This is a genomic window from Sphingomonas pokkalii (assembly GCF_003096275.1).
Classification (GTDB): domain Bacteria; phylum Pseudomonadota; class Alphaproteobacteria; order Sphingomonadales; family Sphingomonadaceae; genus Sphingomonas; species Sphingomonas pokkalii.
This window is the reverse complement of the sequence record NZ_QENQ01000001.1, coordinates 2,547,063-2,566,759: the sequence shown is the minus strand read 5'-3', so window position 1 is coordinate 2,566,759 and position 19,697 is coordinate 2,547,063. Positions and strand designations below refer to the sequence as shown.

The window sequence follows — 19,697 nt, the reverse complement described above, 5'->3', positions numbered from 1 at the left end:
GGGGAGTTTGGCCGGCGCGGCGATCCGTCCGTCGCTGGTGCTGGCCTCCGGGAGTCTTCTACGAATGTCATCAGTTGCCAAGGCGCCGAAGAACGGTGCGGTTCGGGGTGCGGTGCACCGCCACGAGCATCTTTCGAAGGAGGGCATTCTCGAACGCGCCTTCACCTTCGCGTTCCGCGGACTGGTCTATGCCCAGATCTGGGAAGACCCGGTGATCGACATGGAAGCGCTGCAGATCACGCCGGAATGCCACATCGTCACGATCGCTTCGGGCGGCTGCAACGTCTTTTCCTACCTGACGGCCAACCCCGCGAAAATCACTGCGGTGGACCTCAATCCGGCGCATATCGCGCTCAACAAGCTCAAGCAGCAGGCGGCGCTGCGGCTGCCGGACTATGAGTCCTTCCACCGCTTCTTCGGCCTGGCCAACCGGCCCGAGAATATCGATGCGTACAAGACCTGGCTGCGCCCGCATCTCGACGATAGCTCGCGCGCCTATTGGGAAGGCCGCGCGCCCAACGGCGTGCGCCGCATCAACGGCTTCAAGACCGGCTTCTACCGCCAGGGCCTGCTTGGCCGGTTGATCGGCTTCGTCCACTGGCTGGGGCATCGCTACGGCATCGATCCCAAGGAGATGCTCGCGGCGCAGTCGATCGAGGAGCAGCGCCACATCTTCGAGACGCGCTTCGCGCCGTTCTTCGACAAGAAGCTGCTGCGCTGGCTGGTCGACCAGCCCGCCGCGCTGTTCGGCTTCGGCATCCCGCCGGCGCAATATGACCTGCTCAAGGTGGACGATCAGGAAGGCATCACCGGCGCGCTGCGCAGCCGCCTGCGCAAGCTCGCCTGCGACTTCGACCTCAAGGACAATTTCTACGCCTGGCAGGCATTCGGCCGCGGCTATGGCGAGCATGAGGGCGCGCCGCTGCCGCCCTATCTCGAGCGCAAGAACTACGAGGTCGTGCGCGACCGCGCCGACCGCGTCGAGATTCGCCACACCAACTATGCCGATTATCTCGAGTCGATGCCGGCCCAGTCGCTCGATCGCTACATCCTGCTCGACGCGCAGGATTGGATGACCGACGAGCAGCTGACCCGCATCTGGACCGAGATCACCCGCACCGCCAAGCCGGGCGCGCGGGTGCTGTATCGCACCGCAGCCGTGCCGGACGTGGTGCGCGGCCACATCCCCGACGCGCTGCTGAACCAATGGCAATATGAGGATCAGGCCAAGCTCGACGACTGGACGCGGCGCGACCGGTCTTCGGTCTATGGCGCGACCCATGTCTGGACGCTGAAGCCGCACGCATGAGCGCCACGGCAGGGACAGGGGATCAGAAGGGGCTGATGGACGCGACCTACGCGCTCCATCGCCACTTCTACGATTTCACCCGCAAATTCTATCTGCTCGGCCGCGACCGGCTGATCCGCGAACTGGCGCCGCCGCCGGGCGGCACCGTGCTGGAAGTCGGCTGCGGCACCGCGCGCAACCTGATCGTTGCCGCCAAACGCTGGCCCGATGCGCGTTTCCACGGCTTCGACATCAGCGAGGCGATGCTCGACACCGCACGCAAGTCGGTGGCCAAGCACGGCCTTACCTCGAAGATAACGCTGGCGCAGGGCGATGCTGGAGCGTTCGACGTGAACGCGCTATTCGGCCTGGAACAGGTCGACCGCGTGTTCATGAGCTACACGCTGTCGATGATTCCGCCCTGGAAGGAAGCGATCGCGCTGGGTGCCAAGGCGCTGGCGCCGGGCGGCAGCCTGCACATCGTCGACTTCGGCCAGTATGAACGCCTGCCGGGCTTCGCCAAGCGCTTCCACTTCAAGTCGCTCAACGACTTCCACGTCTATCCGCGTGCCGATCTGCGTGACGTGGTGGAGCGCATTGCCGCCGAGCAGGGGCTGGCGGCATCGTTCCGCTCCTCGCTGCGCGGTTATAGCTGGAGCGCGGAGCTCAGGCGCCCGGCCTGATGCTGGTCTGCGGGGTGGTTAGATGATATCTCTTACATCATGAACCACCCCTTCCGACTGGCGGAGCTTCAGGAGCCGCGCGTTGCCTTCACGGCCGCCGATTTTGAGCGAATGCTGAAGCTGGGTGCGTTTGCGGACATGCGTGCCGAGCTGGTGGGGGGAGCGCTCGTAAAGATGATGCCGGCACTGCCAGGGCATGGCGAGCGGAACGCCACGCTTGTCTTGCGGTTGCACGCGACGATCAATGGGCAGCCGCTCGCGATCGCCACCGATCTTGCGATACGGATCGACGATCTCACGGTGCGGGCAGCCGACATTGCCATTTATCCGGACACATTGCCGCAAGACGAGGTGCCCGATGGTGCGGACATCCTGCTGGCGGTTGAGATCGCCGACACCACACTGGCCCGCGACCTGGGCGAAAAGTTCGCGGATTATGGCAGGGCCGCCGTCCCCAATTACTGGGTTGTCGACGCTGCGGCGCGGGTGGTGCATGTCATGACGTCGCCCAAGCCCGATGGCGGCTATGCTGACCGCCAGGTTGCGCGCTTTGGCGATCCCGTGCCGGTACCTTGGTCCGACGTCCCCGTTACCCTCGACTGACGGCGCTTACGCGGCCAGCCTGAGCTCCAGCCGGCCCCAGATCTCGACCAGCGCGTCCACCAGTTCGCGCATCATCGCTTCGTCATGCGCGGGGCCGGGAGTGAAGCGCAGCCGTTCGGTGCCGCGCGGCACGGTGGGGTAGTTGATCGGCTGCACGTACACGCCATATTCGGCGAGCAGCACGTCGCTGATCTTCTTGGCCTTGACCGGATCACCGACCATCAGCGGCACGATGTGCGTGGTGGAAGGGAGCACCGGCAGCCCGGCGTCGTTCATCAGCTGCTTGAGCGTCGCGGCGGCGGCCTGCTGGCCTTCGCGCTCGACGGACGAGCCCTTGAGATGCCGCACGCTCGCCAGCGCTCCGGCGACCAGCACCGGCGACAGCGAGGTGGTGAAGATGAAGCCCGGCGCATAGCTGCGGATCACGTCGATGATCACCTGGTCGGCGGCGATATAGCCGCCCATCACGCCGAACGCCTTGCCCAGCGTGCCCTCGATGATCGTCAGCCGGTGGGCCAGCCCCTCGCGGTCCGAGATGCCGCCGCCGCGCGGGCCGTACATGCCCACCGCATGGACCTCGTCGAGATAGGTCAGCGCGTTATACTTGTCGGCCAGGTCGCAGATTTCCGCGATCGGCGCGATATCGGCGTCCATCGAATAGACGCTCTCGAACGCGATCAGTTTCGGCACCGAGGGATCGTCGGCCGCCAGCAGTTCCTCGAGATGGGCGAGATCGTTATGGCGCCACACCCGCTTCTCGCAGCCCGAATTTCGGATGCCGGCGATCATCGAGGCGTGATTCAGTTCGTCCGAATAGATGATGCAGCCCGGCATCACCTTGGCGAGCGTCGACAACGTCGCTTCGTTCGAGACATAGCCCGAGGTGAAGAGCAGCGCATTTTCCTTGCCGTGGAGATCGGCCAGCTCGCGTTCGAGATCGATGTGGTAATGGGTGTTGCCGCCGATATTGCGGGTGCCGCCGGAGCCGGCGCCGACATCGTGCAGCGCCTCTTCCATCGCCGCGATCACCTTGGGGTGCTGCCCCATCGCCAGATAGTCGTTCGAGCACCACACCGTGATCGGCTTCGGCCCGTTATGCCCGGCGAAGCAGCGCGCATTGGGGAACATGCCCTTGTTGCGCAGGATGTCGATGAAGACCCGGTAGCGCCCCTCGGCATGGAGACGGTCGATGGCCTGGGTGAAGACTCGCGTATAGTCAATCGCGGGTGCGTGGGCGTCTTGGCGCTGCATGGTTCTTTCCTCTACGCCCTCTTTTCCGGCAATTCCAGCACGGGAAGCCCCGTATTGCCCGTCCTCTCCGGCAAGCGCTTGCTTGTCGCCGCGGAAGGAATGGCGCCCCTGGAATGTGCACAGGGCGCCGTGGATTTCCAGTTTTTCCGTCGACGAAAAGCTCGCTTACTCTAATCGAGTTTAAGTGCATTTGGGGCGATATGGGAAGTCAAACATGCTATGCTCCAACTTTCCCGTACTGCGGCTGGTGTGAATGGACGCCGCCGAACATTCTGCGCGGCTTGTAACCATGGACAGGGGCCCTGACGATGACGATCGACAGCGAGTATTTTTCGGCCCGCGCGCGAAAGGAACGCGAGCTTGCTGCGCGATGTGTGCAGGGACCGGCTCGTCGCGTGCATGAGGAATTGGCGGCGCGCTATACGGCGAAGGCCCGCACATCCGAACCCATGGCTGCGGGCGAACGCAGCGTCTGAGAGACCGTTTGGAAATTCGATCGGGTCGGCCTGGCGGGTCTTTTTCGCCGCCGCAGCGTCGCCAATCCTCGCCGATGCCTCCGGCATCGCCTGCGGTTGGCTTCTTGCGCGCGACAAAAAATCCCTCGCCAGCCCTCCGCCGCCGAATTCCCAAACGGTCTCTGAGCGCGCCGCGCCGGGGCATGGGATTGGATCGGCCCGCCCGCCTCTTCCTGTTCCCGTCGATTCCGCCAATCAACGCTTACAGCGTTTCGAGTCGACTCAACCCATAGGTGGCAAGCGTAGGGGCGAGCCGGCGATGCGCCGGGTCGTGGGATGTGAAGACGGCATGGCCGGGCGGGAGGTGTTCCGGCCAGGATTGGCCTTGTGTCAAATGCGCGACACGCCGGGCGATACCGGGACCGCCATCGACAAACGCAACCCCCGCGGGCGCCACGGCGCGCATCTCGGCTTCGAGCAGCGGGAAATGCGTGCAGGCGTTCACGATCACGTCGATCCGCTCGCCGCCGGGCTGATGGAACAGGCCGTCCAGTTCGTGCGAAACGGCATCCAGTGGCACGGTCTCGCCCGCAAGCTTGGCTTCGGCAAGCGCGACAAGGCGGCCCGATCCGTGCCGCAGCACCGTACAATCCTGCGCAAACCGGGCGGCGAGATCGTCGACATAGGGCTGGCGGACCGTTGCCGCCGTACCGAGTACGCCGATCGTGCGGGTGCGACTTGCCGCCGCCGCGGGTTTGATCGCGGGTACGGTGCCGACGATCGGCAGGTCCAGCGCCGCGCGCACGTGCTGGAGGGCGATGGTGGAGGCGGTGTTGCACGCGATCACGATCAGCCGGGGATCATAGCGTTCGGCCAGGCGACCGAGCAGCGCGGGCACCCGCGCTGCAATCTCGGTCTCGCTCTTGGTGCCATAGGGAAAGCCGCCCGAATCCGCGACATAGACAAGCGGCGCGCGGGGCAGCAGCGCGGTGGTGGGCGCAAGCACCGAAAGGCCGCCCACGCCGGAATCGAAAAACAGCAGGGGGCGACGATCGGACATCGCCTGCCGCCATGGCCGAGGGGCCGCCGGTCCGTCAACGGGGCTGGCGCCTTGGATCAGGCGACTCGGAGCGTGCGTTGGCGGGGGGCTTGGCTGCACGCTGATGCAGATCATTGCACCCTTGCCCCGGAAACGGCTACTCCGCCCTGGCTGAAGGGGGGAAGATTTGCCTACCGAAATTCCATGGCTGGCCCCGGTAGGGGCGCTGTTGCTGGGCTATCTGCTCGGATCGATCCCGTTCGGCGTGCTGCTGACGCGGGCGGCCGGCGCCGGCGATCTGCGTACCATCGGATCCGGCAATATCGGCGCTACCAACGTGCTGCGTACGGGCCGCAAGGGCCTGGCTGCGGCGACATTGCTGCTGGATCTGGGCAAGGGCGCGGCTGCCATATGGCTGGCAGATGCGTTGCTGCCCGGCATGACGGCGCTTGCCGCGGCTGCCGTCTTTCTCGGTCATTGTTACCCGGTGTGGTTGAAGTTCCGTGGCGGCAAGGGCGTGGCCACGCTGATGGGCGTCGTCCTGGCGCTCTATTGGCCATCCGGACTCGTTTACGCCGTGGTTTGGCTCGGGTTGCTGGCGGTGGTGCGAATCTCGTCGGTCGCGGGCATGTCCGCGGCGATTAGCGCGCCGGTAAGCGCGGCCTTTTTCGGGCGGATCGATCTGGTGCTCCTGCTCCTTGCATTGGCGCTGATCGTTCTTTGGAAGCATCGCGACAATATCGACAGGCTGCTCAGCGGAGCCGAGCCCAGGGTTGGCAGCAAGCGTGGCTGACCGGCGGGAGCCACGGCTGCGGCTGTTGCGCTCCGCCAATATCGGCCCCGTCACCTATGGGCAGCTGATCGCGCGTTTCGGAACTGCCGAAGCCGCACTGGAAGCATTGCCGATGCTGGCGGCGCGCGGTGGGGGCAGGGCGCCGGTGATCGCCGATCTCGCTGCCGTTGCGCGGGAAATCGCTGCCGTCGAGCGGCTTGGCGCCCGGTATCTGTTCCTCGATGATCCCGCCTATCCGTCGCTGCTGGCGGCGCTGGAGAGCGCGCCGCCGGCGTTGATCGTTCGCGGTGACGCCCGGTTGCTGGAACGCCCCTGCGTGGCGATGGTGGGCGCGCGCAATGCATCGGCTGCCGCCTGCCGTTTCGCCCGCCAGCTTGCGATCGGCCTTGTCGAGCGCGGTGCGACGATCGTGTCCGGGCTGGCACGCGGTATCGATACGGCGGCGCACCAGGGCGCGCTTTCGGGCGGGACGATCGGGGTGATCGCGAGCGGGATCGATATCGTCTTCCCGCCGGAGAATGCCGAGTTGCAGGCGCGCGTCGGCGAGCAGGGGTTCCTCGTGACCGAACAGCCGCCGGGCACCCAGCCGCTTGCGCGCTTCTTCCCTGCACGCAACCGCATCATCGCCGGACTGTCGCTGGGTACGGTCGTGGTCGAAGCGGCGCCGCGCTCGGGGAGCCTGATCACCGCCAGGATCGCTGCCGAGGCTGGCCGCGAGGTGATGGCGGTGCCCGGCTCACCGCTCGATCCGCGGGCGCAGGGTTGCAACCTCTTGATTCGCGAAGGCGCCACACTCGTCCAGTCGGTGGACGATATCTGGGAGGCGATCCGCCCGATCGATCCGCGTGCGGTGCGCGCGCCCGGCGCCCGCTTTGTCGGCGCTCCCCCGGAAGACGCAAGCGATGCCGATCGTGTCCGCGTGGTTGCGCTGCTGGGCCCTGTACCGGTCGCGGTCGATGAACTGATCCGTCAAGCCGGATCGTCCCCAGCGATCGTGCAGACCGTGCTGCTGGAACTGGAGCTTGCCGGGCGTCTCGATCGCCACGCGGGCGGCCGGGTTTCGCTTCGCTGACCCTTTCCCGGCGTTACGATCGGCGCAATCTGCAGGTTGTTGCAGAATTGCAACGCTGTCGGACGTTCTTTCGCAATGTGGAAACCTTTGCGGACTGGAGGGTTTGGGGGGTGACAAAGCCTTTCCAATCTCAAGGGATGTATCCGTATGCGTTCAATGTTTCTCGTCGCCGTCGCGGCAATCGGCCTTTCGGCAACCGCCGCGAATGCCCAGGACACCACCAGCAGCAACGGCACCAGCTTCCGCGGCATCCGCCTCGAAGCCAATGTCGGCGGCGACCGCTTCCAGTCGCAGGGCGTGCACAACGACAAGTTCGGCTATGGCGGCACCGTCGGCTTCGACGGCCAGATCGGCGAGCGGATCGTGATCGGTGCCGAGGGCAGCTACTGGCGCGCCAACGACTGGAACGAGAACTGCTCGGGCGTGAACGGCGGCACCGTGTGCCACAAGTCGTTCGAGGAATATGGCGCGGCGGTGCGCGCTGGCGTGCTCGCCACCCCGCAGCTGCTGATCTTCGCCAAGGGCGGCTATGTGAACAACGAGCAGCGCAAGCGGCTCGATACGCCGACCGGCGGCTATTACGACCACTTCAACACCAGCGGCTACCAGGTCGGCGGCGGCGTCGAATATTCGCTGACCGGCGAGCAGACCCGCATGCCGGTCTATGCCAATGTCCAGTATGTCTACTCGCAGTACAATGACAACACGTCGCGCCAGCGCGTGATGGCCGGCGTCGGCCTGCGCTTCAAGTAAGCGTAGCGCAGCCGATAGCAGGGCCGGGCGTGGCGAAGGCTACGCCCGGCCCTTGTCGTATCCGCGTGCTTTCCCGCGATCGGTCGTGACAGTGGCGGTTGCGATGCGTATCCCCTGGGCCGAGGGGGAGCGTGATGGACGGTGGGTATTTCTTGCGTCGAACTGCGAGGCTGGTGCGCGCATATCCATGGTCCTGCCTGGCTGCGTGGCTCACCATGGCGATTCCCTGGCTGACCATCGACGCGGGCGGCCTGGATCCGCGGCTGGATTCCGTTGCCTCGCTGGGTAGCGTTTTCGCCCAATTTCTCCTCACCAGCGCGCTGCTGCGCCGCGAAGGCATGCACCATGCCTGGGGCAAGCCCGGCCGAGTGGCGACCTATGTCGTGCAGGGAGTCGTGACAGTGCTGTGCCTGATGGCCGGTGCGCTGCTCTTGATCGTGCCGGCCATCTATCTCTACGCCCGCTGGCTGGTGGTCTTGCCGCTCGTCATCGGAGAAGGGCTGGGCGTGCGCGGCGCGCTCCGAACCAGTTGGCATCGCATGGGACCTTGGATCGGCCCCGCAATGGTTGCGGTAGCGGCAATCTTCGCGCCCGCCGCGCTGCTTTGCCTGGGCGTGCTTTCCTTTTTCGGGCTCGATGCGCCGCTCCCGCTGTGGCCGGTGCTGGCGTCCGACATCGTGATTCCGACCTGCATGGTCGGTTCCTGGGTGCTCGCCGTCGCGGCCCATCTGCTGCTCGCGCCACCGGACCCTGCGGCAGGGGCTGGCGCGGCGACGGATGCACCCTACATGCCGCCCGCAAGCCCCGCCTGAGGAGACACGAGCATGGCCGACGCCCCCGATCCCGCGAACAACCTTCCCGCCGGCTATGTGCCGCCCCAGGTGTGGGAATGGGCGCCGGGCAATGGCGGCCAGTTCGCCAACATCAACCGGCCGGTCTCGGGGGCCACGCACGAGAAGGAACTGCCGATCGGGAACCACCCGATCCAGCTCTATTCGCTCGGCACGCCCAACGGACAGAAGGTGACGATCCTGCTGGAGGAACTGCTCGCTGCCGGCCATGCGGGCGCCGAGTATGACGCCTGGCTGATCAACATCGGCCAGGGCGACCAGTTCGGTAGCGGCTTCGTCGCGATCAACCCGAATTCGAAGATTCCGGCGATGGTCGATCATTCGCTGAGCCCCGCGCTGCCGATCTTCGAAAGCGGCGCGATGATGATTCACCTTGCCGAGAAGTTCGGCACCTTTCTGCCGACCGACACTGTCAAGCGCGCGCAGACGCTCAGCTGGCTGATGTGGCAGATGGGATCGGCGCCGTTCCTGGGCGGCGGCTTCGGCCATTTCTTCACCTATGCCCCGATCAAGATCCAATATGCGATCGACCGCTATGCGATGGAGACCAAGCGCCAACTCCACGTGCTCGACACGCATCTGGAGAGCAACCGCTACCTGGTGGGCGACGACTACACCATCGCCGACATGGCGATCTTCCCCTGGTATGGCGCGGTCGCGCGCGGCGAGATCTATGCGGGGGCGGACGTGTTCCTGCGGACGGAAGAATATCCGAACCTGCTGCGCTGGGCCGCGGAGATCGCCGCGCGCGTGCCGGTACAGCGCGGCCGGCTGGTCAATCGCGGCACGGGCCCGGAGGACCAGCGGGTGCCCGAACGCCATGACGCGAAGGATATCGACATGGTGCTGGAACGGATCCGAGCTACGGCCTGACTCCGGAACGGGCGACCGCCGCATACGCTTGACGCGGTGCGGCGGGCTTCCCCATCCTCGCACGCGTACACGTAGGGATCGATCGAACACTTCATGCAGCTTGTCATCGTCGAGTCGCCGGCCAAGGCGAAAACCATCGAGAAGTATCTGGGCAAGGACTATCGGGTCCTCGCCAGCTACGGCCATGTCCGCGACCTGCCGGCGCGCGACGGGTCGGTGAACCCCGACGAATCGTTCGCGATGGAGTGGGAGACCTATGCCGACAAGTCGAAGCAGCTGAAGGCGATCGCCGACGAGGCGAAGAAGGCCGACCGACTGATCCTCGCAACCGACCCTGATCGCGAGGGCGAGGCGATCAGCTGGCACGTGCAGGAAGTGCTGCGGCTGAAGAAGGCGCTCCCCAAGGAGGTCGAGCGCGTCACCTTCAACGCGATCACCAAGCCCGCGATCCTCCACGCGATGCAGCATCCGCGCGAACTGGATACCGACCTGATCGACGCGTACCGCGCCCGCCGTGCGCTCGATTATCTCGTCGGCTTCACCCTCTCGCCGGTGCTGTGGCGCAAGCTGCCCGGCGCCAAGTCGGCGGGGCGCGTCCAGTCGGTGGCGCTGCGGCTGATCGTCGGGCGCGAGCGCGAGATCGAAAGCTTCGTCGCGCAGGAATATTGGTCGGTCATCGCCGAGATGGAATCGGACGGCACGCCGTTCCAGGCCCGCCTCGTCAAGTGGAAGGGCGAGAAGCTCGACCGCCTCTCGATCGGCGACCAGGGCAGCGCCGAGGCCGCCAAGAAGGCAGTCGAGGAAGGGCGCTTCACCGTCGTCGCGGTCGAGACCAAGCCCGCGCTGCGCAACCCGCCGCCGCCCTTCACCACCTCGACGCTGCAGCAGGAGGCGGCGCGCAAGCTCGGCTTCTCGGCCAGCCACACGATGCGGATCGCGCAGGCGCTCTACGAGGACGGCGCGATCACCTATATGCGTACCGACGGCGTCCAGATGGACCCCTCGGCGATCCAGGCGGCACGCAAGGCGGTCGCCGATCGCTATGACGGGTCGTACGTGCCGGACAAGCCGCGCCAGTACCAGACCAAGGCGAAGAACGCCCAGGAAGCGCACGAGGCGATCCGCCCGACCGATTTCAGCAAGGATCGCGCCGGATCGGGCGACCATGCCCGCCTCTACGACCTGATCTGGAAGCGCGCGCTCGCCAGCCAGATGGCCTCGGCGCGGATGGAGCGCACCACCGTCGACTTGGCGGACGGCACCGGCCAGCACGGCCTGCGCGCCACCGGCCAGGTGGTGCTGTTCCCCGGCTATCTCGCGCTCTACGAAGAGGGCAAGGACGACGAGGGGGATGAAGATTCCCGCCGCCTGCCGCGCATGTCCGAAGGTGCTTCGCCCGCCAAGAAGGCAGTCCACGCCGAGCAGCACTTCACCCAGCCGCCGCCGCGCTTCTCCGAAGCCTCGCTGGTCAAGCGGCTGGAAGAGCTGGGTATCGGCCGGCCTTCGACCTATGCCTCGATCATCCAGGTGCTCAAGGACCGCGCCTATGTGCGGGTGGAGAAGAACCGCTTCTTCGCCGAGGAAAGCGGCCGCCTGCTGACCGCGTTCCTCGAGCGCTTCTTCGAGAAGTACGTGTCGTTCGACTTCACTGCGGGCCTCGAGGAAGAGCTGGACGACGTCTCCGGCGGCCGTGCCGCGTGGCAGGCGGTGCTGGAAGCCTTTTGGCGCGACTTCAAGCCGCGCACCACCGAGGTGATGGAGCAGAAGCCCTCCGACATCACCGCGGCGCTCGACCAGTTCCTGGAGCCCTATCTGTTCCCCGCCAAGGCGGACGGCAGCGATCCGCGGCTTTGCCCGAATTGCGGGGTCGGCAAGCTGGCGCTGCGTGGCGGCCGGTTCGGCGCGTTCGTGGCCTGCTCCAACTATCCCGAGTGCAAATATACCCGTCGCTTCGGCCAGCCGGGCGGCGAGGGCGGTGAGGACACCGGCCCGGAGGTGCTGGGCCAGGACCCCGAGACGGGCCTCAATGTCGAGCGCAAGTCCGGCCGCTTCGGGCCGTACATCCAGCTGGGCGAAGGCAAGGATGCGGCGCGCGCCTCGATCCCGAAGGATATCGATCTCGATCTCGATTGGGCGCTGAAGCTGCTGAAGCTGCCGCGCACGATCGGCAACCACCCGGAGACGGGCAACCCGATCACCGCCTCGATCGGCCGCTATGGCCCCTATCTGGCGCATGACGGCAAATATGCGCGGCTCCAGTCGACCGCCGAGGTGTTCGAGACCGGCATGAACGCGGCGGTGGTCAAGCTGGCCGAAGCGGCGGCGGGCGGCGGGCGCCCGGCCCGCGGTGCGGCGCGCGAGCCGCTCAAGGTGTTCGGCAAGCATCCGCGTACCGATGCCGAGATCAAGCTGATGGAAGGCCGCTACGGCGCGTACCTCACCGACGGCGAGACCAACGCGACGCTGCCCAAGACGATCGACAAGGACGCGCTGACGCTGGAGGAAGCCGCCCAGTTGATCGACGCCAAGGCGGCGGCAGGCCCTGCCAAGGGCAAGAAGAAGGCCCCGGCGAAGAAGGCCCCGGCGAAGAAGGCAGCGGCAAAGAAACCTGCCGCCAAGAAAGCCCCGGCCAAGAAGAAGGCCGAAGGCTGACGGCGGTGATCAGGCTGCGCGGCGCTCGATGCCGCGCAGCCAGGCGCGTGCCGCCTTCTGCGCGGTGATGATCTCGCGGGCGGTCATGTCTTCCGCGATTTCGGCGCGACAGGCTTGCGCCGCCGCACTGCCGGTCATCGCCGCGATATTGAACCATTTATGCGCTTCGACCAGGTCGATGGCCACGCCCTCGGCACCGCTGGAATAGACGACCCCGAGGTCGAAACAGGCGTCCGCGCTGCCATAAGCGGCATCGCGCAATCGGCTTTCGATCAGAAAGCGTGCAGTCTTCTGGCTGTTGGCCATTTCGCTAATCCCTGTTCAACGCTTCGTTGCACAAGATTTGCGGCCGAACGGACAACAAAAGGTTAAGCGGCTTAACCGTATTAATTCATAGGACGGGGATATTATCGATCAGTCTGGTGCCGCCGATTCGGGCCGCAGCGAGCAGCCGCATCGGATTTCCTTCGATCGGCGCGCCCAGCGACTCTGCATCGGCCAGCGCGACATAGTCGAGTTCGAATCCTGCAGCGGTCAAGGTCTCCCGCGCCTGCGCCAAGGCCGACTCGCGGTCTCCCCCCTCGGTGATCACCTTGGCGGCTGCGCCGAGGGCGCGGGGCAGGGCGATGGCCCGGACGCGATCCTCCGGCATCAGATAGGCGTTGCGCGAGGAGAGGGCGAGGCCGTCATCCTCCCGCTGGGTGGGCACGCCGAGGATGTCGATGCCCATGTCCAGATCCGCCACCATCCGGCGAATCACCTGCAGTTGCTGCCAATCCTTCTCGCCGAACACCGCCACGTCCGGCCGGATCTGGTTGAACAGCTTGGACACCACGGTGGCGACGCCATCGAAATGGCCGGGCCGATGGGCCCCGTCGAGAAGTTCGCTCACACCCGACACGCGCACGCCGGTGGCAAAGCCTTCCGGGTACATTGTCTCGGCGCTGGGCATCCACAGCAGGTCGACGCCGGCATTGGCGAGCATCCGCGAATCGGCCTGCTCGCGGCGCGGATATTTGGCCAGATCCTCGTTCGGTCCGAACTGGATCGGATTGACGAAGATCGACACGATGACGCGGGTGCCCGCCCGCTTGGCAGTTTCCACCAGCGCCATGTGCCCGTCATGCAGCGCGCCCATGGTAGGCACGAAGGCCAGCCGGGCGCCTTCGCCGCGGAAGACGTCGAGCGTCTTGCGAAGATCGTCGATCTGGCGAACGGTTTGCACGCTTTGGCACTTTCGATATGGATGGGAGCGCGGCCTTCTATGGGGGGGAGGCAGTGCGATCAAGTGAAGGAATGCCTGCTTTGAATCAGCCAGCCAAACGCCTGCACGTGCTGGTATTTGCCAATGAGAAGGGCGGCACCGGCAAATCGACGACCGCCGTCCACGCGGCGATCGCCCTGGCGGCGAAGGGCGCGCGGGTGGCCTGTTTCGATCTCGATCACCGTCAGCGGACGATGGGGCGCTATCTCGACAATCGCCGCGCGACGATCCGTCGCACCGGACGCGAACTGCCCATGCCCCGTTATGAGACACATGACGGCGAGAGCATGGACTTCTTCACCGACACGCTCGACCGGCTGGGCGAGGGCGCGGATTTTCTGGTGATCGATACGCCCGGTCGTGACGACAAGTTCGCCCGCATCTCCGTCACCAACGCCGATACGCTGGTGACGCCGATGAACGACAGCTTCGTCGACTTCGATCTGATCGGCCAGGTCGATCCGGATACGTTTCGGGTCACTCGTCCCAGCTTCTATTCGGAAATGATCTGGGAATCGCGCAAGCGCCGCGCCAAGGCGGATGGCGAGACGATCGACTGGGTGGTGTTGCGCAACCGGATGCAGCATATCGAAGCGCGCAACATGCGTCGCGTGTCAGAGGCGATCGACCAGCTTTCGAAGCGGGTTGGCTTCCGGGTCATCTCCGGCCTGTCGGAGCGTGTGATCTATCGCGAGCTGTTTCCACAGGGGCTTACGATGCTCGATTCGCGCGAATTCGGCGAAATGGGGCTCAGCCATGTCGCCGCGCGGCAGGAACTGCGCGAGATGATGGCCGGGCTGGCCTTGCCCGACGTCACCGCGCCCTTGTTCGCCTGATGGCGAAGCTTCTCCTCGCGGCGCTGCTGCTCTACCTCGCGTGGCGCTGGTTGCAGCCGAAGAAGAAGGCGCCGCCGGTGCCGCCACTCCGCCTGGGGGAGGGAGAGGCACGGGCGATCCTGGGTGTCGATGCGAATGCCGGGCCGGACGAAATCCGCGCGGCCCATCGACGGCTCGTTTCGGCGGTGCATCCCGATCGTGGGGGTTCCGAGGAACTGACGCGGCGGATCAATATGGCACGCGATACGTTGCTGCACGGCTGAGGCTGGTCCTTGTACCGTAACAATTCGCCTGCAATTATGCTGCGGTGCAAAAATATTAACCTTTGGCGTTTCGGCCGGCTTGCAACTTCCTATCGAGTCGCGGATGAGACGCGCATCTTTTCTTCCCGGAGGCATGAATGACGCATCGTTTCGACCCCACGTCGCTGCGCGAATATGATATCCGCGGCATCGTCGGAAAGACGCTGGGTCCCGACGACGCCCGCGCGATCGGCCGTGGCTTCGCGACGCTGCTGCGCCGCGCCGGCGGCCGCCGGGTGGCGGTGGGCCGCGACGGCCGCATCTCCTCGCCGATGCTCGAGGAAGCGCTGATCGAGGGCCTGACCAAGTCCGGCTGCGACGTGGTGCGCACCGGCATGGGCCCCACCCCGATGCTATATTATGCCGAGGCTACGCTGGAGGTGGATGGCGGCATCCAGATTACCGGCAGCCATAATCCCGGCAACTACAATGGCTTCAAGATGGTGTTCCAGCACCGCTCGTTCTTCGGCCAGGACATCCAGACGCTGGGCAAGATGGCGGCGGAAGGCGATTGGGACGAAGGCGACGGCACCGAGACCGTCACCGACGCTGATATCGAGGACCTGTATGTCAGCCGCCTCATCGCCGGCTATGCGGGTGGTTCGTTCAAGATCGGCTGGGACGCGGGCAACGGCGCCGCCGGCCCGGTGATCGAGAAGCTCGTCAAGCTGCTGCCGGGTGAGCACCATACGCTGTTCACCGATGTGGACGGTAACTTCCCCAACCATCATCCTGATCCTACCGAGGAAAAGAACCTCGCCGATTTGAAGAAGCTCGTCGCGGAGAAGAATCTCGATTTCGGACTGGCTTTCGATGGCGACGGCGATCGCCTGGGCGCGATCGACGGCCAGGGCCGGGTGGTGTGGGGCGATCAGCTCCTTTCGATCCTCGCCGAGCCGGTGCTCCGCGTCGATCCGGGCGCCACGATCATCGCCGATGTGAAGGCCAGCCAGGCCCTGTATGACCGGATCGCGGAACTGGGCGGCAAGCCGGTGATGTGGAAGACCGGCCACAGTCTCATCAAGACCAAGATGAAGGAAACCGGTGCCCCGCTCGCAGGCGAAATGAGCGGCCATATCTTCTTCGCGCAGGATTATTACGGCTTCGACGACGCCCAGTACGCCGCGGTGCGGCTGATCCAGGCGGTGCACGTCATCGGCAAGTCGCTCACCCAGCTGAAGGATGAGATGCCGGCGATGGTCAATACGCCGGAAATGCGCTTCCAGGTGGACGAGAGCCGCAAGTTCCCGGCGGTGGAAGAGGTGCTGGCCCGGCTTGAAGCGGACGGCGCGGACGTGGATCGCACCGATGGCGCCCGCGTCAATACCGCCGACGGCTGGTGGCTGCTCCGTGCGTCCAACACGCAGGACGTGCTGGTCGCCCGCGCGGAAGCAAAGAGCCAGGAAGGGCTGGACCGGCTCGTCGCACAGATTGACGACCAGCTTGCCAAGAGCGGCATCGTCCGCGGCGAACAGGCAGCGCACTGATCGCCCGCCGGCTGCGCGCTTCTTTTCGGGAGCGGGCAGCCGGCGCTTTCGGCTGGCAATTCGTGCCGAAAGCCGCCACATCGCGGGCATGGCATCGCCACCCCCCTCGATCATTCGTGTCATTGATCTGGAAACGACCGGCGACAAGCCGCCTACCCATGCCGTGTGCGAGATCGGCTGGCAGGACGTGGCGCTTGGCCCTGATGGCCGCTGGGAATTGCAGGGCGAAGGCGGCAGCCGCCTGGTCAATCCCGGGCGCGGCATTCCGCCCCTCACGATGGCGATCCATCATATCCGCGACGAGGATGTGGCCGAAGCGCCCTATTGGCACGATGTCGCGCGCCCGATTCTCGATCCCTGGCCCCGGCGCGTGGCGCTGGCTGCGCATCGGGCGACCTTCGAGGCGCAGTTTTGCACGCCGGCGCTCACCCGCGGTGCCGACTGGATCTGCACCTATAAATGCGCGCTGCGGCTGTGGCCGGATACGCCGGGATTCTCGAACCAGTTCCTGCGCTACTGGCGCAATCCGGAGGGGCTGGAGCATGAACGGGGCCTGCCTGCGCACCGCGCCTTTCCCGACGCCTATGTAACGGCCTTCCACCTGCGCGACATGCTCAACGAAACCGCGGTCGAGCAGCTCATCGCCTGGTCGAAGGAGCCGGCGCTCGAGCCGCGGGTCCGCTACGGCCCCGATCGCGGCAAGGAGTGGAGCGAGATTTCGGAGGATTCGCTGGAAGGCTTCCTTACCGATCGCGACGAGGATGTGCGCTTTTCGGCGGAGACGGAATTTGCCCGTCGCCGTGGTGGCGCGCCGGTGGGGCGGGGGAGCTCGGCGCAAAGATCGCTGTTATGACCAGGCGCTACGCCCTCCGCTCGGCGGAGGCGGTGCCTGAGAGGAAGCGGCGCGCGACGGGGGGAGACCAACAACCCAGCTACCAAAGGTTAACCCCTTTGGGGTTCCGCTAGGGCAGCGCCTCCGCTAGGAGGCCAATCCATGACCAGCAGTGCCCAAGCCCCTGCCGGCCGCATCGACGGCCGCGAGCATCGCTTTGGGCTGCGCGTCTATTTCGAGGATACCGATCTTACCGGCGTGGTCTATCACGCCAACTATCTGCGCTTCATGGAGCGTGCCCGATCGGACATGCTGGAATGCGCAGGCATCGATCAGCGCGCGGTGTTCGAGGCAGGCGGGGGTGCCTATGCGGTTGCCGGGCTCGACATCCGCTACCACGCCCCGGCGAAACTCGGCGACGCGCTGGTGGTTATCAGCAGGCTCAAAAGATTGCGCGCCGCCGCCGTCGATATTCAGCAACGAGTCATGCGGGACGATCTTTTAGTCGCGGAAGCAACCGTGGCGGTGGCGTTCGTCGCCCCGAGCGGTCGTCCTCGGCGGCAGCCGGCCGAATGGTTGGCCGCGTTCGAACCGCTTGTGTGGAAGGAGAAGTAAGCGTCCATGCCGTCCGTCTCAACCGGTGCCGTCCTGTCGCCGATCCATCTGTTTCTCGAAGCCGACATCGTCGTGAAGCTGGTGATGGTCGGCCTGCTGCTCGCCAGCCTGTGGACCTGGGCGATCATCTTCGGCTTCGGCCTGAAGGTTGGTGGCCTGCGCAAGGAGATGCAGCGGTTCGAGACCGAGTATCGCGAGGCCGATGACTTCGATGAGTTCCACCGGCGGGCCGCCGGGCGCGACCAGCCGATCGCGCGCGTGTTCGCCGCAGGCGTCAGCGAATGGCGTCGTTCCACTGCGGGCAAGACGATCGATCGCGAAGGTACGCGCGAACGTCTCGCGACCGCGATGGGTGCGACGATCGCGACCGAGATCGACCGGCTTTCGGATCGGCTGAACTTCCTCGCCACGGTTGGTTCCGTCGCGCCGTTCGTCGGGCTGTTCGGTACCGTATGGGGCATCATGCGCGCTTTCACCGGGATCGCGGCCGCGCAGAGTTCGTCGCTCGCCGTCGTCGCCCCCGGCATCGCCGAAGCGCTGTTCGCGACGGCGATCGGCCTGTTCGCGGCGATCCCGGCGGTAATCGCGTACAATCGCTACAGCCATGTCGTGAACCGCGTCGAAGCACGGTTGAACCGGTTTGCCGACGGTTTCCACGCGACGCTCAGCCGTCGCCTGGAGATGGAGGGCTGAGCCCATGGGGATGCACCTTCCTTCCAACAAAGGCCGTGGCCGCCGAGCGCCGATGGCGGACATCAATGTGACGCCGCTGGTCGACGTGATGCTGGTGCTGCTGATCATCTTCATGGTCACCGCACCCTTGCTCACGGCCGGCGTGCAGGTGAACCTGCCCGAGAGTCGCGCCAAGGCGCTCGATCAGGAACAGAAGCCGGTCCAGATCTCGATCGACGACAAGGGCCAGGTATTCATCGACACCGATGCGGTGAGCGATGCTGAACTGCCCGCGAAGCTGGCAGCGATTGCCGCCAAGAAGGGCGCGGACGGCAAGCCGGCCGCCATCTATCTCCGCGGCGATACCGCGCTTGGCTATGGCAAGGTGATGCGGGTGATGGGCGAGCTGAACCAGGCCGGCCTCAATCGCGTGTCCTTGCTGACCGACCCGAGCGACCCGCGCTGACGTGAGCGACGCCATGGACCGTAGCGAGCGGACCGGGCTCGGCATTTCCATTGTGGCGCATGCCGCGGTGTTCGCGGCGCTGACGCTCAGCTTTCTGAAGCCGCCGCCGCAGGAACCGCCCAAGGCGATTCCGATCGAGATTTCGCTGGCCGACAAGGTCGGGCTGGAAAGCACCGCGCCGGTGGTGAGCCAGGAAGAACTGGCGGCGAAGAAGTCGCCGGTCGAAGCGCCGGTGGAGCCGGACAGCGCGCCTGCCCCGGCGCCGCAGCCGCAGCCGCTGCCCAAACCGCAGCCGGCGCCGCCCAAGCCTGCCCCGCAGCCACAGCCGCAACCGAAGCCAGCCCCGCCGCAGCCGCAGCCGAAGCCGGCGGAGAAGCCGCAGCCGCAAAAGCCGAGCAAGCCTTCCCCTGCCGCCAAGCCGCAGCCGCAAAAATCCAGCACCGCGCCCGCGCAAAGCGCGGCGACGGGCAATGCGCGCCGCCCGGTCAAGCCGACCGGCAATCTCGACGGGCTCGATTTCGGCCGGTCGAACAACAAGACCAAAAGTACCGCGACGAACAATCCTGCGAGCAAGGCTTCGGCCGAAGAGGTCGCGAGCTTTCGCGGGCTGATCGCACGACAGATCCAGCCTTGCGCAAACCGCCAGGTCACACCGGGGCCTGGCGCCGAGCGGATCCGCATCCTGGTGCGCCTGAATTTCAATCCCGATGGCTCGCTGGCGGGTAATCCGGACATTACCGGCGTGCAGGGGAACGATGCCGGCAATGGACGGTATGTGGACCGGGTGAAGGATCTTGCGGTCGCCACCTTCAAGGGCTGCACGCCGATTCGTGGGCTGCCCGCCAATCTCTATGCTGTGCCGGGTGGGTGGAAGAGCCTGGCCTTCAGCTACAAGCTGCCTGGATGAGGA

At 65.8% G+C, this 19,697-nt stretch carries 22 protein-coding genes; 18 read left to right on the top strand and 4 right to left on the bottom strand.

Annotated features, from left to right (window positions below; genetic code table 11):
• Positions 1 to 64: 64 nt before the first annotated feature.
• From DD559_RS11835 to DD559_RS11825, 3 genes are read left to right on the top strand one after another with little or no spacing between them, the layout of a single operon-like run.
• The gene (locus tag DD559_RS11835) at positions 65 to 1,309 is read left to right on the top strand and encodes a BtaA family protein (protein WP_116469355.1); all 1,245 of its coding nucleotides are present in this window, start codon (positions 65 to 67) and stop codon (positions 1,307 to 1,309) included.
• Positions 1,306 to 1,971 carry a class I SAM-dependent methyltransferase gene (locus tag DD559_RS11830; protein WP_116469354.1) on the top strand — a complete coding sequence of 222 codons (666 nt, stop codon included), beginning with the start codon at positions 1,306 to 1,308 and terminating at the stop codon, positions 1,969 to 1,971. The genes DD559_RS11835 and DD559_RS11830 overlap by 4 nt, the downstream gene beginning before the upstream one ends.
• Before the next feature lie 39 nt (positions 1,972 to 2,010).
• Complete coding sequence (locus tag DD559_RS11825; protein WP_116469353.1) at positions 2,011 to 2,574, top strand: Uma2 family endonuclease; 564 nt, start codon at positions 2,011 to 2,013, stop codon at positions 2,572 to 2,574.
• Between the two features lie 6 nt (positions 2,575 to 2,580).
• On the opposite strand, the gene hemA is transcribed toward DD559_RS11825, so the two are convergent.
• Positions 2,581 to 3,825 (bottom strand): 5-aminolevulinate synthase, encoded by a 1,245-nt coding sequence (gene hemA, locus DD559_RS11820; protein ID WP_116469352.1) that lies wholly within the window; start codon positions 3,823 to 3,825, stop codon positions 2,581 to 2,583.
• Positions 3,826 to 4,133: 308 nt separating this feature from the next.
• On the opposite strand from hemA, the gene DD559_RS19830 reads away from it, so the two are divergent.
• Complete coding sequence (locus DD559_RS19830) at positions 4,134 to 4,301, top strand: hypothetical protein (protein WP_165831080.1); 168 nt, start codon at positions 4,134 to 4,136, stop codon at positions 4,299 to 4,301.
• Positions 4,302 to 4,542: 241 nt separating this feature from the next.
• Here the strand turns inward: DD559_RS19830 and murI are convergent, their stop codons facing one another.
• Positions 4,543 to 5,340, bottom strand: a complete 798-nt coding sequence (gene murI, locus DD559_RS11815) for a glutamate racemase (RefSeq protein ID WP_116469351.1) — start codon at positions 5,338 to 5,340, stop codon at positions 4,543 to 4,545.
• 166 nt (positions 5,341 to 5,506) lie between these two features.
• Between murI and plsY the strand changes: the two genes are divergently transcribed.
• From plsY to topA, 6 genes are all read left to right on the top strand, one after another.
• Positions 5,507 to 6,112, top strand: coding sequence for a glycerol-3-phosphate 1-O-acyltransferase PlsY (plsY, locus tag DD559_RS11810; protein WP_165831079.1), 606 nt, complete (start codon positions 5,507 to 5,509; stop codon positions 6,110 to 6,112).
• On the top strand, positions 6,105 to 7,184 hold the full coding sequence (gene dprA, locus DD559_RS11805) for a DNA-processing protein DprA (RefSeq protein WP_116469350.1): 1,080 nt from the start codon (positions 6,105 to 6,107) through the stop codon (positions 7,182 to 7,184). Before plsY ends, dprA begins: the two co-directional genes overlap by 8 nt.
• Before the next feature lie 147 nt (positions 7,185 to 7,331).
• Complete coding sequence (locus DD559_RS11800; RefSeq protein ID WP_116469349.1) at positions 7,332 to 7,937, top strand: outer membrane protein; 606 nt, start codon at positions 7,332 to 7,334, stop codon at positions 7,935 to 7,937.
• 173 nt (positions 7,938 to 8,110) lie between these two features.
• Complete coding sequence (locus tag DD559_RS11795; RefSeq protein WP_133243818.1) at positions 8,111 to 8,749, top strand: hypothetical protein; 639 nt, start codon at positions 8,111 to 8,113, stop codon at positions 8,747 to 8,749.
• Between the two features lie 12 nt (positions 8,750 to 8,761).
• On the top strand, positions 8,762 to 9,661 hold the full coding sequence (yghU, locus tag DD559_RS11790; protein ID WP_116469347.1) for a glutathione-dependent disulfide-bond oxidoreductase: 900 nt from the start codon (positions 8,762 to 8,764) through the stop codon (positions 9,659 to 9,661).
• A gap of 93 nt (positions 9,662 to 9,754) precedes the next feature.
• A complete protein-coding gene (gene topA / locus DD559_RS11785; protein WP_116469346.1) occupies positions 9,755 to 12,313 on the top strand; it encodes a type I DNA topoisomerase in 2,559 nt (852 codons plus the stop codon).
• A 9-nt stretch (positions 12,314 to 12,322) separates the two neighbouring features.
• Here topA and DD559_RS11780 read toward each other — a convergent pair whose 3' ends face one another.
• The gene (locus tag DD559_RS11780; protein WP_116469345.1) at positions 12,323 to 12,619 is read right to left on the bottom strand and encodes an SEL1-like repeat protein; all 297 of its coding nucleotides are present in this window, start codon (positions 12,617 to 12,619) and stop codon (positions 12,323 to 12,325) included.
• An 85-nt stretch (positions 12,620 to 12,704) separates the two neighbouring features.
• Positions 12,705 to 13,538 carry a pantoate--beta-alanine ligase gene (gene panC / locus DD559_RS11775; RefSeq protein WP_116469344.1) on the bottom strand — a complete coding sequence of 278 codons (834 nt, stop codon included), beginning with the start codon at positions 13,536 to 13,538 and terminating at the stop codon, positions 12,705 to 12,707.
• Positions 13,539 to 13,609: 71 nt separating this feature from the next.
• Between panC and DD559_RS11770 the strand changes: the two genes are divergently transcribed.
• From DD559_RS11770 to tolA, 8 genes are all read left to right on the top strand, one after another.
• Positions 13,610 to 14,413: a division plane positioning ATPase MipZ gene (locus tag DD559_RS11770; RefSeq protein ID WP_116469343.1), complete on the top strand. Its 804-nt coding sequence runs from the start codon at positions 13,610 to 13,612 to the stop codon at positions 14,411 to 14,413.
• Complete coding sequence (locus DD559_RS11765; RefSeq protein WP_116469342.1) at positions 14,413 to 14,676, top strand: J domain-containing protein; 264 nt, start codon at positions 14,413 to 14,415, stop codon at positions 14,674 to 14,676. The genes DD559_RS11770 and DD559_RS11765 overlap by 1 nt, the downstream gene beginning before the upstream one ends.
• Positions 14,677 to 14,813: 137 nt before the next feature.
• Positions 14,814 to 16,202 (top strand): phosphoglucomutase/phosphomannomutase PgmG, encoded by a 1,389-nt coding sequence (gene pgmG, locus DD559_RS11760; RefSeq protein WP_116469341.1) that lies wholly within the window; start codon positions 14,814 to 14,816, stop codon positions 16,200 to 16,202.
• An 88-nt stretch (positions 16,203 to 16,290) separates the two neighbouring features.
• The gene (locus DD559_RS11755; RefSeq protein WP_116469340.1) at positions 16,291 to 17,055 is read left to right on the top strand and encodes a 3'-5' exonuclease; all 765 of its coding nucleotides are present in this window, start codon (positions 16,291 to 16,293) and stop codon (positions 17,053 to 17,055) included.
• A gap of 141 nt (positions 17,056 to 17,196) precedes the next feature.
• Positions 17,197 to 17,649 (top strand): YbgC/FadM family acyl-CoA thioesterase, encoded by a 453-nt coding sequence (locus DD559_RS11750; RefSeq protein ID WP_116469339.1) that lies wholly within the window; start codon positions 17,197 to 17,199, stop codon positions 17,647 to 17,649.
• Between the two features lie 6 nt (positions 17,650 to 17,655).
• Entirely contained in the window at positions 17,656 to 18,342 is a 687-nt protein-coding gene (tolQ, locus tag DD559_RS11745; RefSeq protein WP_116469338.1) for a protein TolQ, read from the top strand.
• A 4-nt stretch (positions 18,343 to 18,346) separates the two neighbouring features.
• On the top strand, positions 18,347 to 18,787 hold the full coding sequence (gene tolR / locus DD559_RS11740) for a protein TolR (RefSeq protein WP_116469337.1): 441 nt from the start codon (positions 18,347 to 18,349) through the stop codon (positions 18,785 to 18,787).
• Position 18,788: 1 nt separating this feature from the next.
• Positions 18,789 to 19,694, top strand: coding sequence for a cell envelope integrity protein TolA (gene tolA / locus DD559_RS11735; RefSeq protein ID WP_240610223.1), 906 nt, complete (start codon positions 18,789 to 18,791; stop codon positions 19,692 to 19,694).
• Positions 19,695 to 19,697: the final 3 nt, after the last annotated feature.

Coding starts and splice junctions, on each gene's coding strand:
- pgmG (WP_116469341.1), top strand. CDS start 14,814: ATGACGCATCGTTTCGACCCCACGTCGCTGCGCGAATATGATATCCGC.
- DD559_RS11780 (WP_116469345.1), bottom strand. CDS start 12,619: ATGGCCAACAGCCAGAAGACTGCACGCTTTCTGATCGAAAGCCGATTG.
- murI (WP_116469351.1), bottom strand. CDS start 5,340: ATGTCCGATCGTCGCCCCCTGCTGTTTTTCGATTCCGGCGTGGGCGGC.
- hemA (WP_116469352.1), bottom strand. CDS start 3,825: ATGCAGCGCCAAGACGCCCACGCACCCGCGATTGACTATACGCGAGTC.
- DD559_RS11770 (WP_116469343.1), top strand. CDS start 13,610: ATGCCTGCTTTGAATCAGCCAGCCAAACGCCTGCACGTGCTGGTATTT.
- DD559_RS19830 (WP_165831080.1), top strand. CDS start 4,134: ATGACGATCGACAGCGAGTATTTTTCGGCCCGCGCGCGAAAGGAACGC.
- DD559_RS11835 (WP_116469355.1), top strand. CDS start 65: ATGTCATCAGTTGCCAAGGCGCCGAAGAACGGTGCGGTTCGGGGTGCG.
- DD559_RS11750 (WP_116469339.1), top strand. CDS start 17,197: ATGACCAGCAGTGCCCAAGCCCCTGCCGGCCGCATCGACGGCCGCGAG.
- DD559_RS11825 (WP_116469353.1), top strand. CDS start 2,011: ATGAACCACCCCTTCCGACTGGCGGAGCTTCAGGAGCCGCGCGTTGCC.
- DD559_RS11755 (WP_116469340.1), top strand. CDS start 16,291: ATGGCATCGCCACCCCCCTCGATCATTCGTGTCATTGATCTGGAAACG.
- DD559_RS11765 (WP_116469342.1), top strand. CDS start 14,413: ATGGCGAAGCTTCTCCTCGCGGCGCTGCTGCTCTACCTCGCGTGGCGC.
- yghU (WP_116469347.1), top strand. CDS start 8,762: ATGGCCGACGCCCCCGATCCCGCGAACAACCTTCCCGCCGGCTATGTG.
- tolR (WP_116469337.1), top strand. CDS start 18,347: ATGGGGATGCACCTTCCTTCCAACAAAGGCCGTGGCCGCCGAGCGCCG.
- topA (WP_116469346.1), top strand. CDS start 9,755: ATGCAGCTTGTCATCGTCGAGTCGCCGGCCAAGGCGAAAACCATCGAG.
- tolQ (WP_116469338.1), top strand. CDS start 17,656: ATGCCGTCCGTCTCAACCGGTGCCGTCCTGTCGCCGATCCATCTGTTT.
- DD559_RS11830 (WP_116469354.1), top strand. CDS start 1,306: ATGAGCGCCACGGCAGGGACAGGGGATCAGAAGGGGCTGATGGACGCG.
- DD559_RS11800 (WP_116469349.1), top strand. CDS start 7,332: ATGCGTTCAATGTTTCTCGTCGCCGTCGCGGCAATCGGCCTTTCGGCA.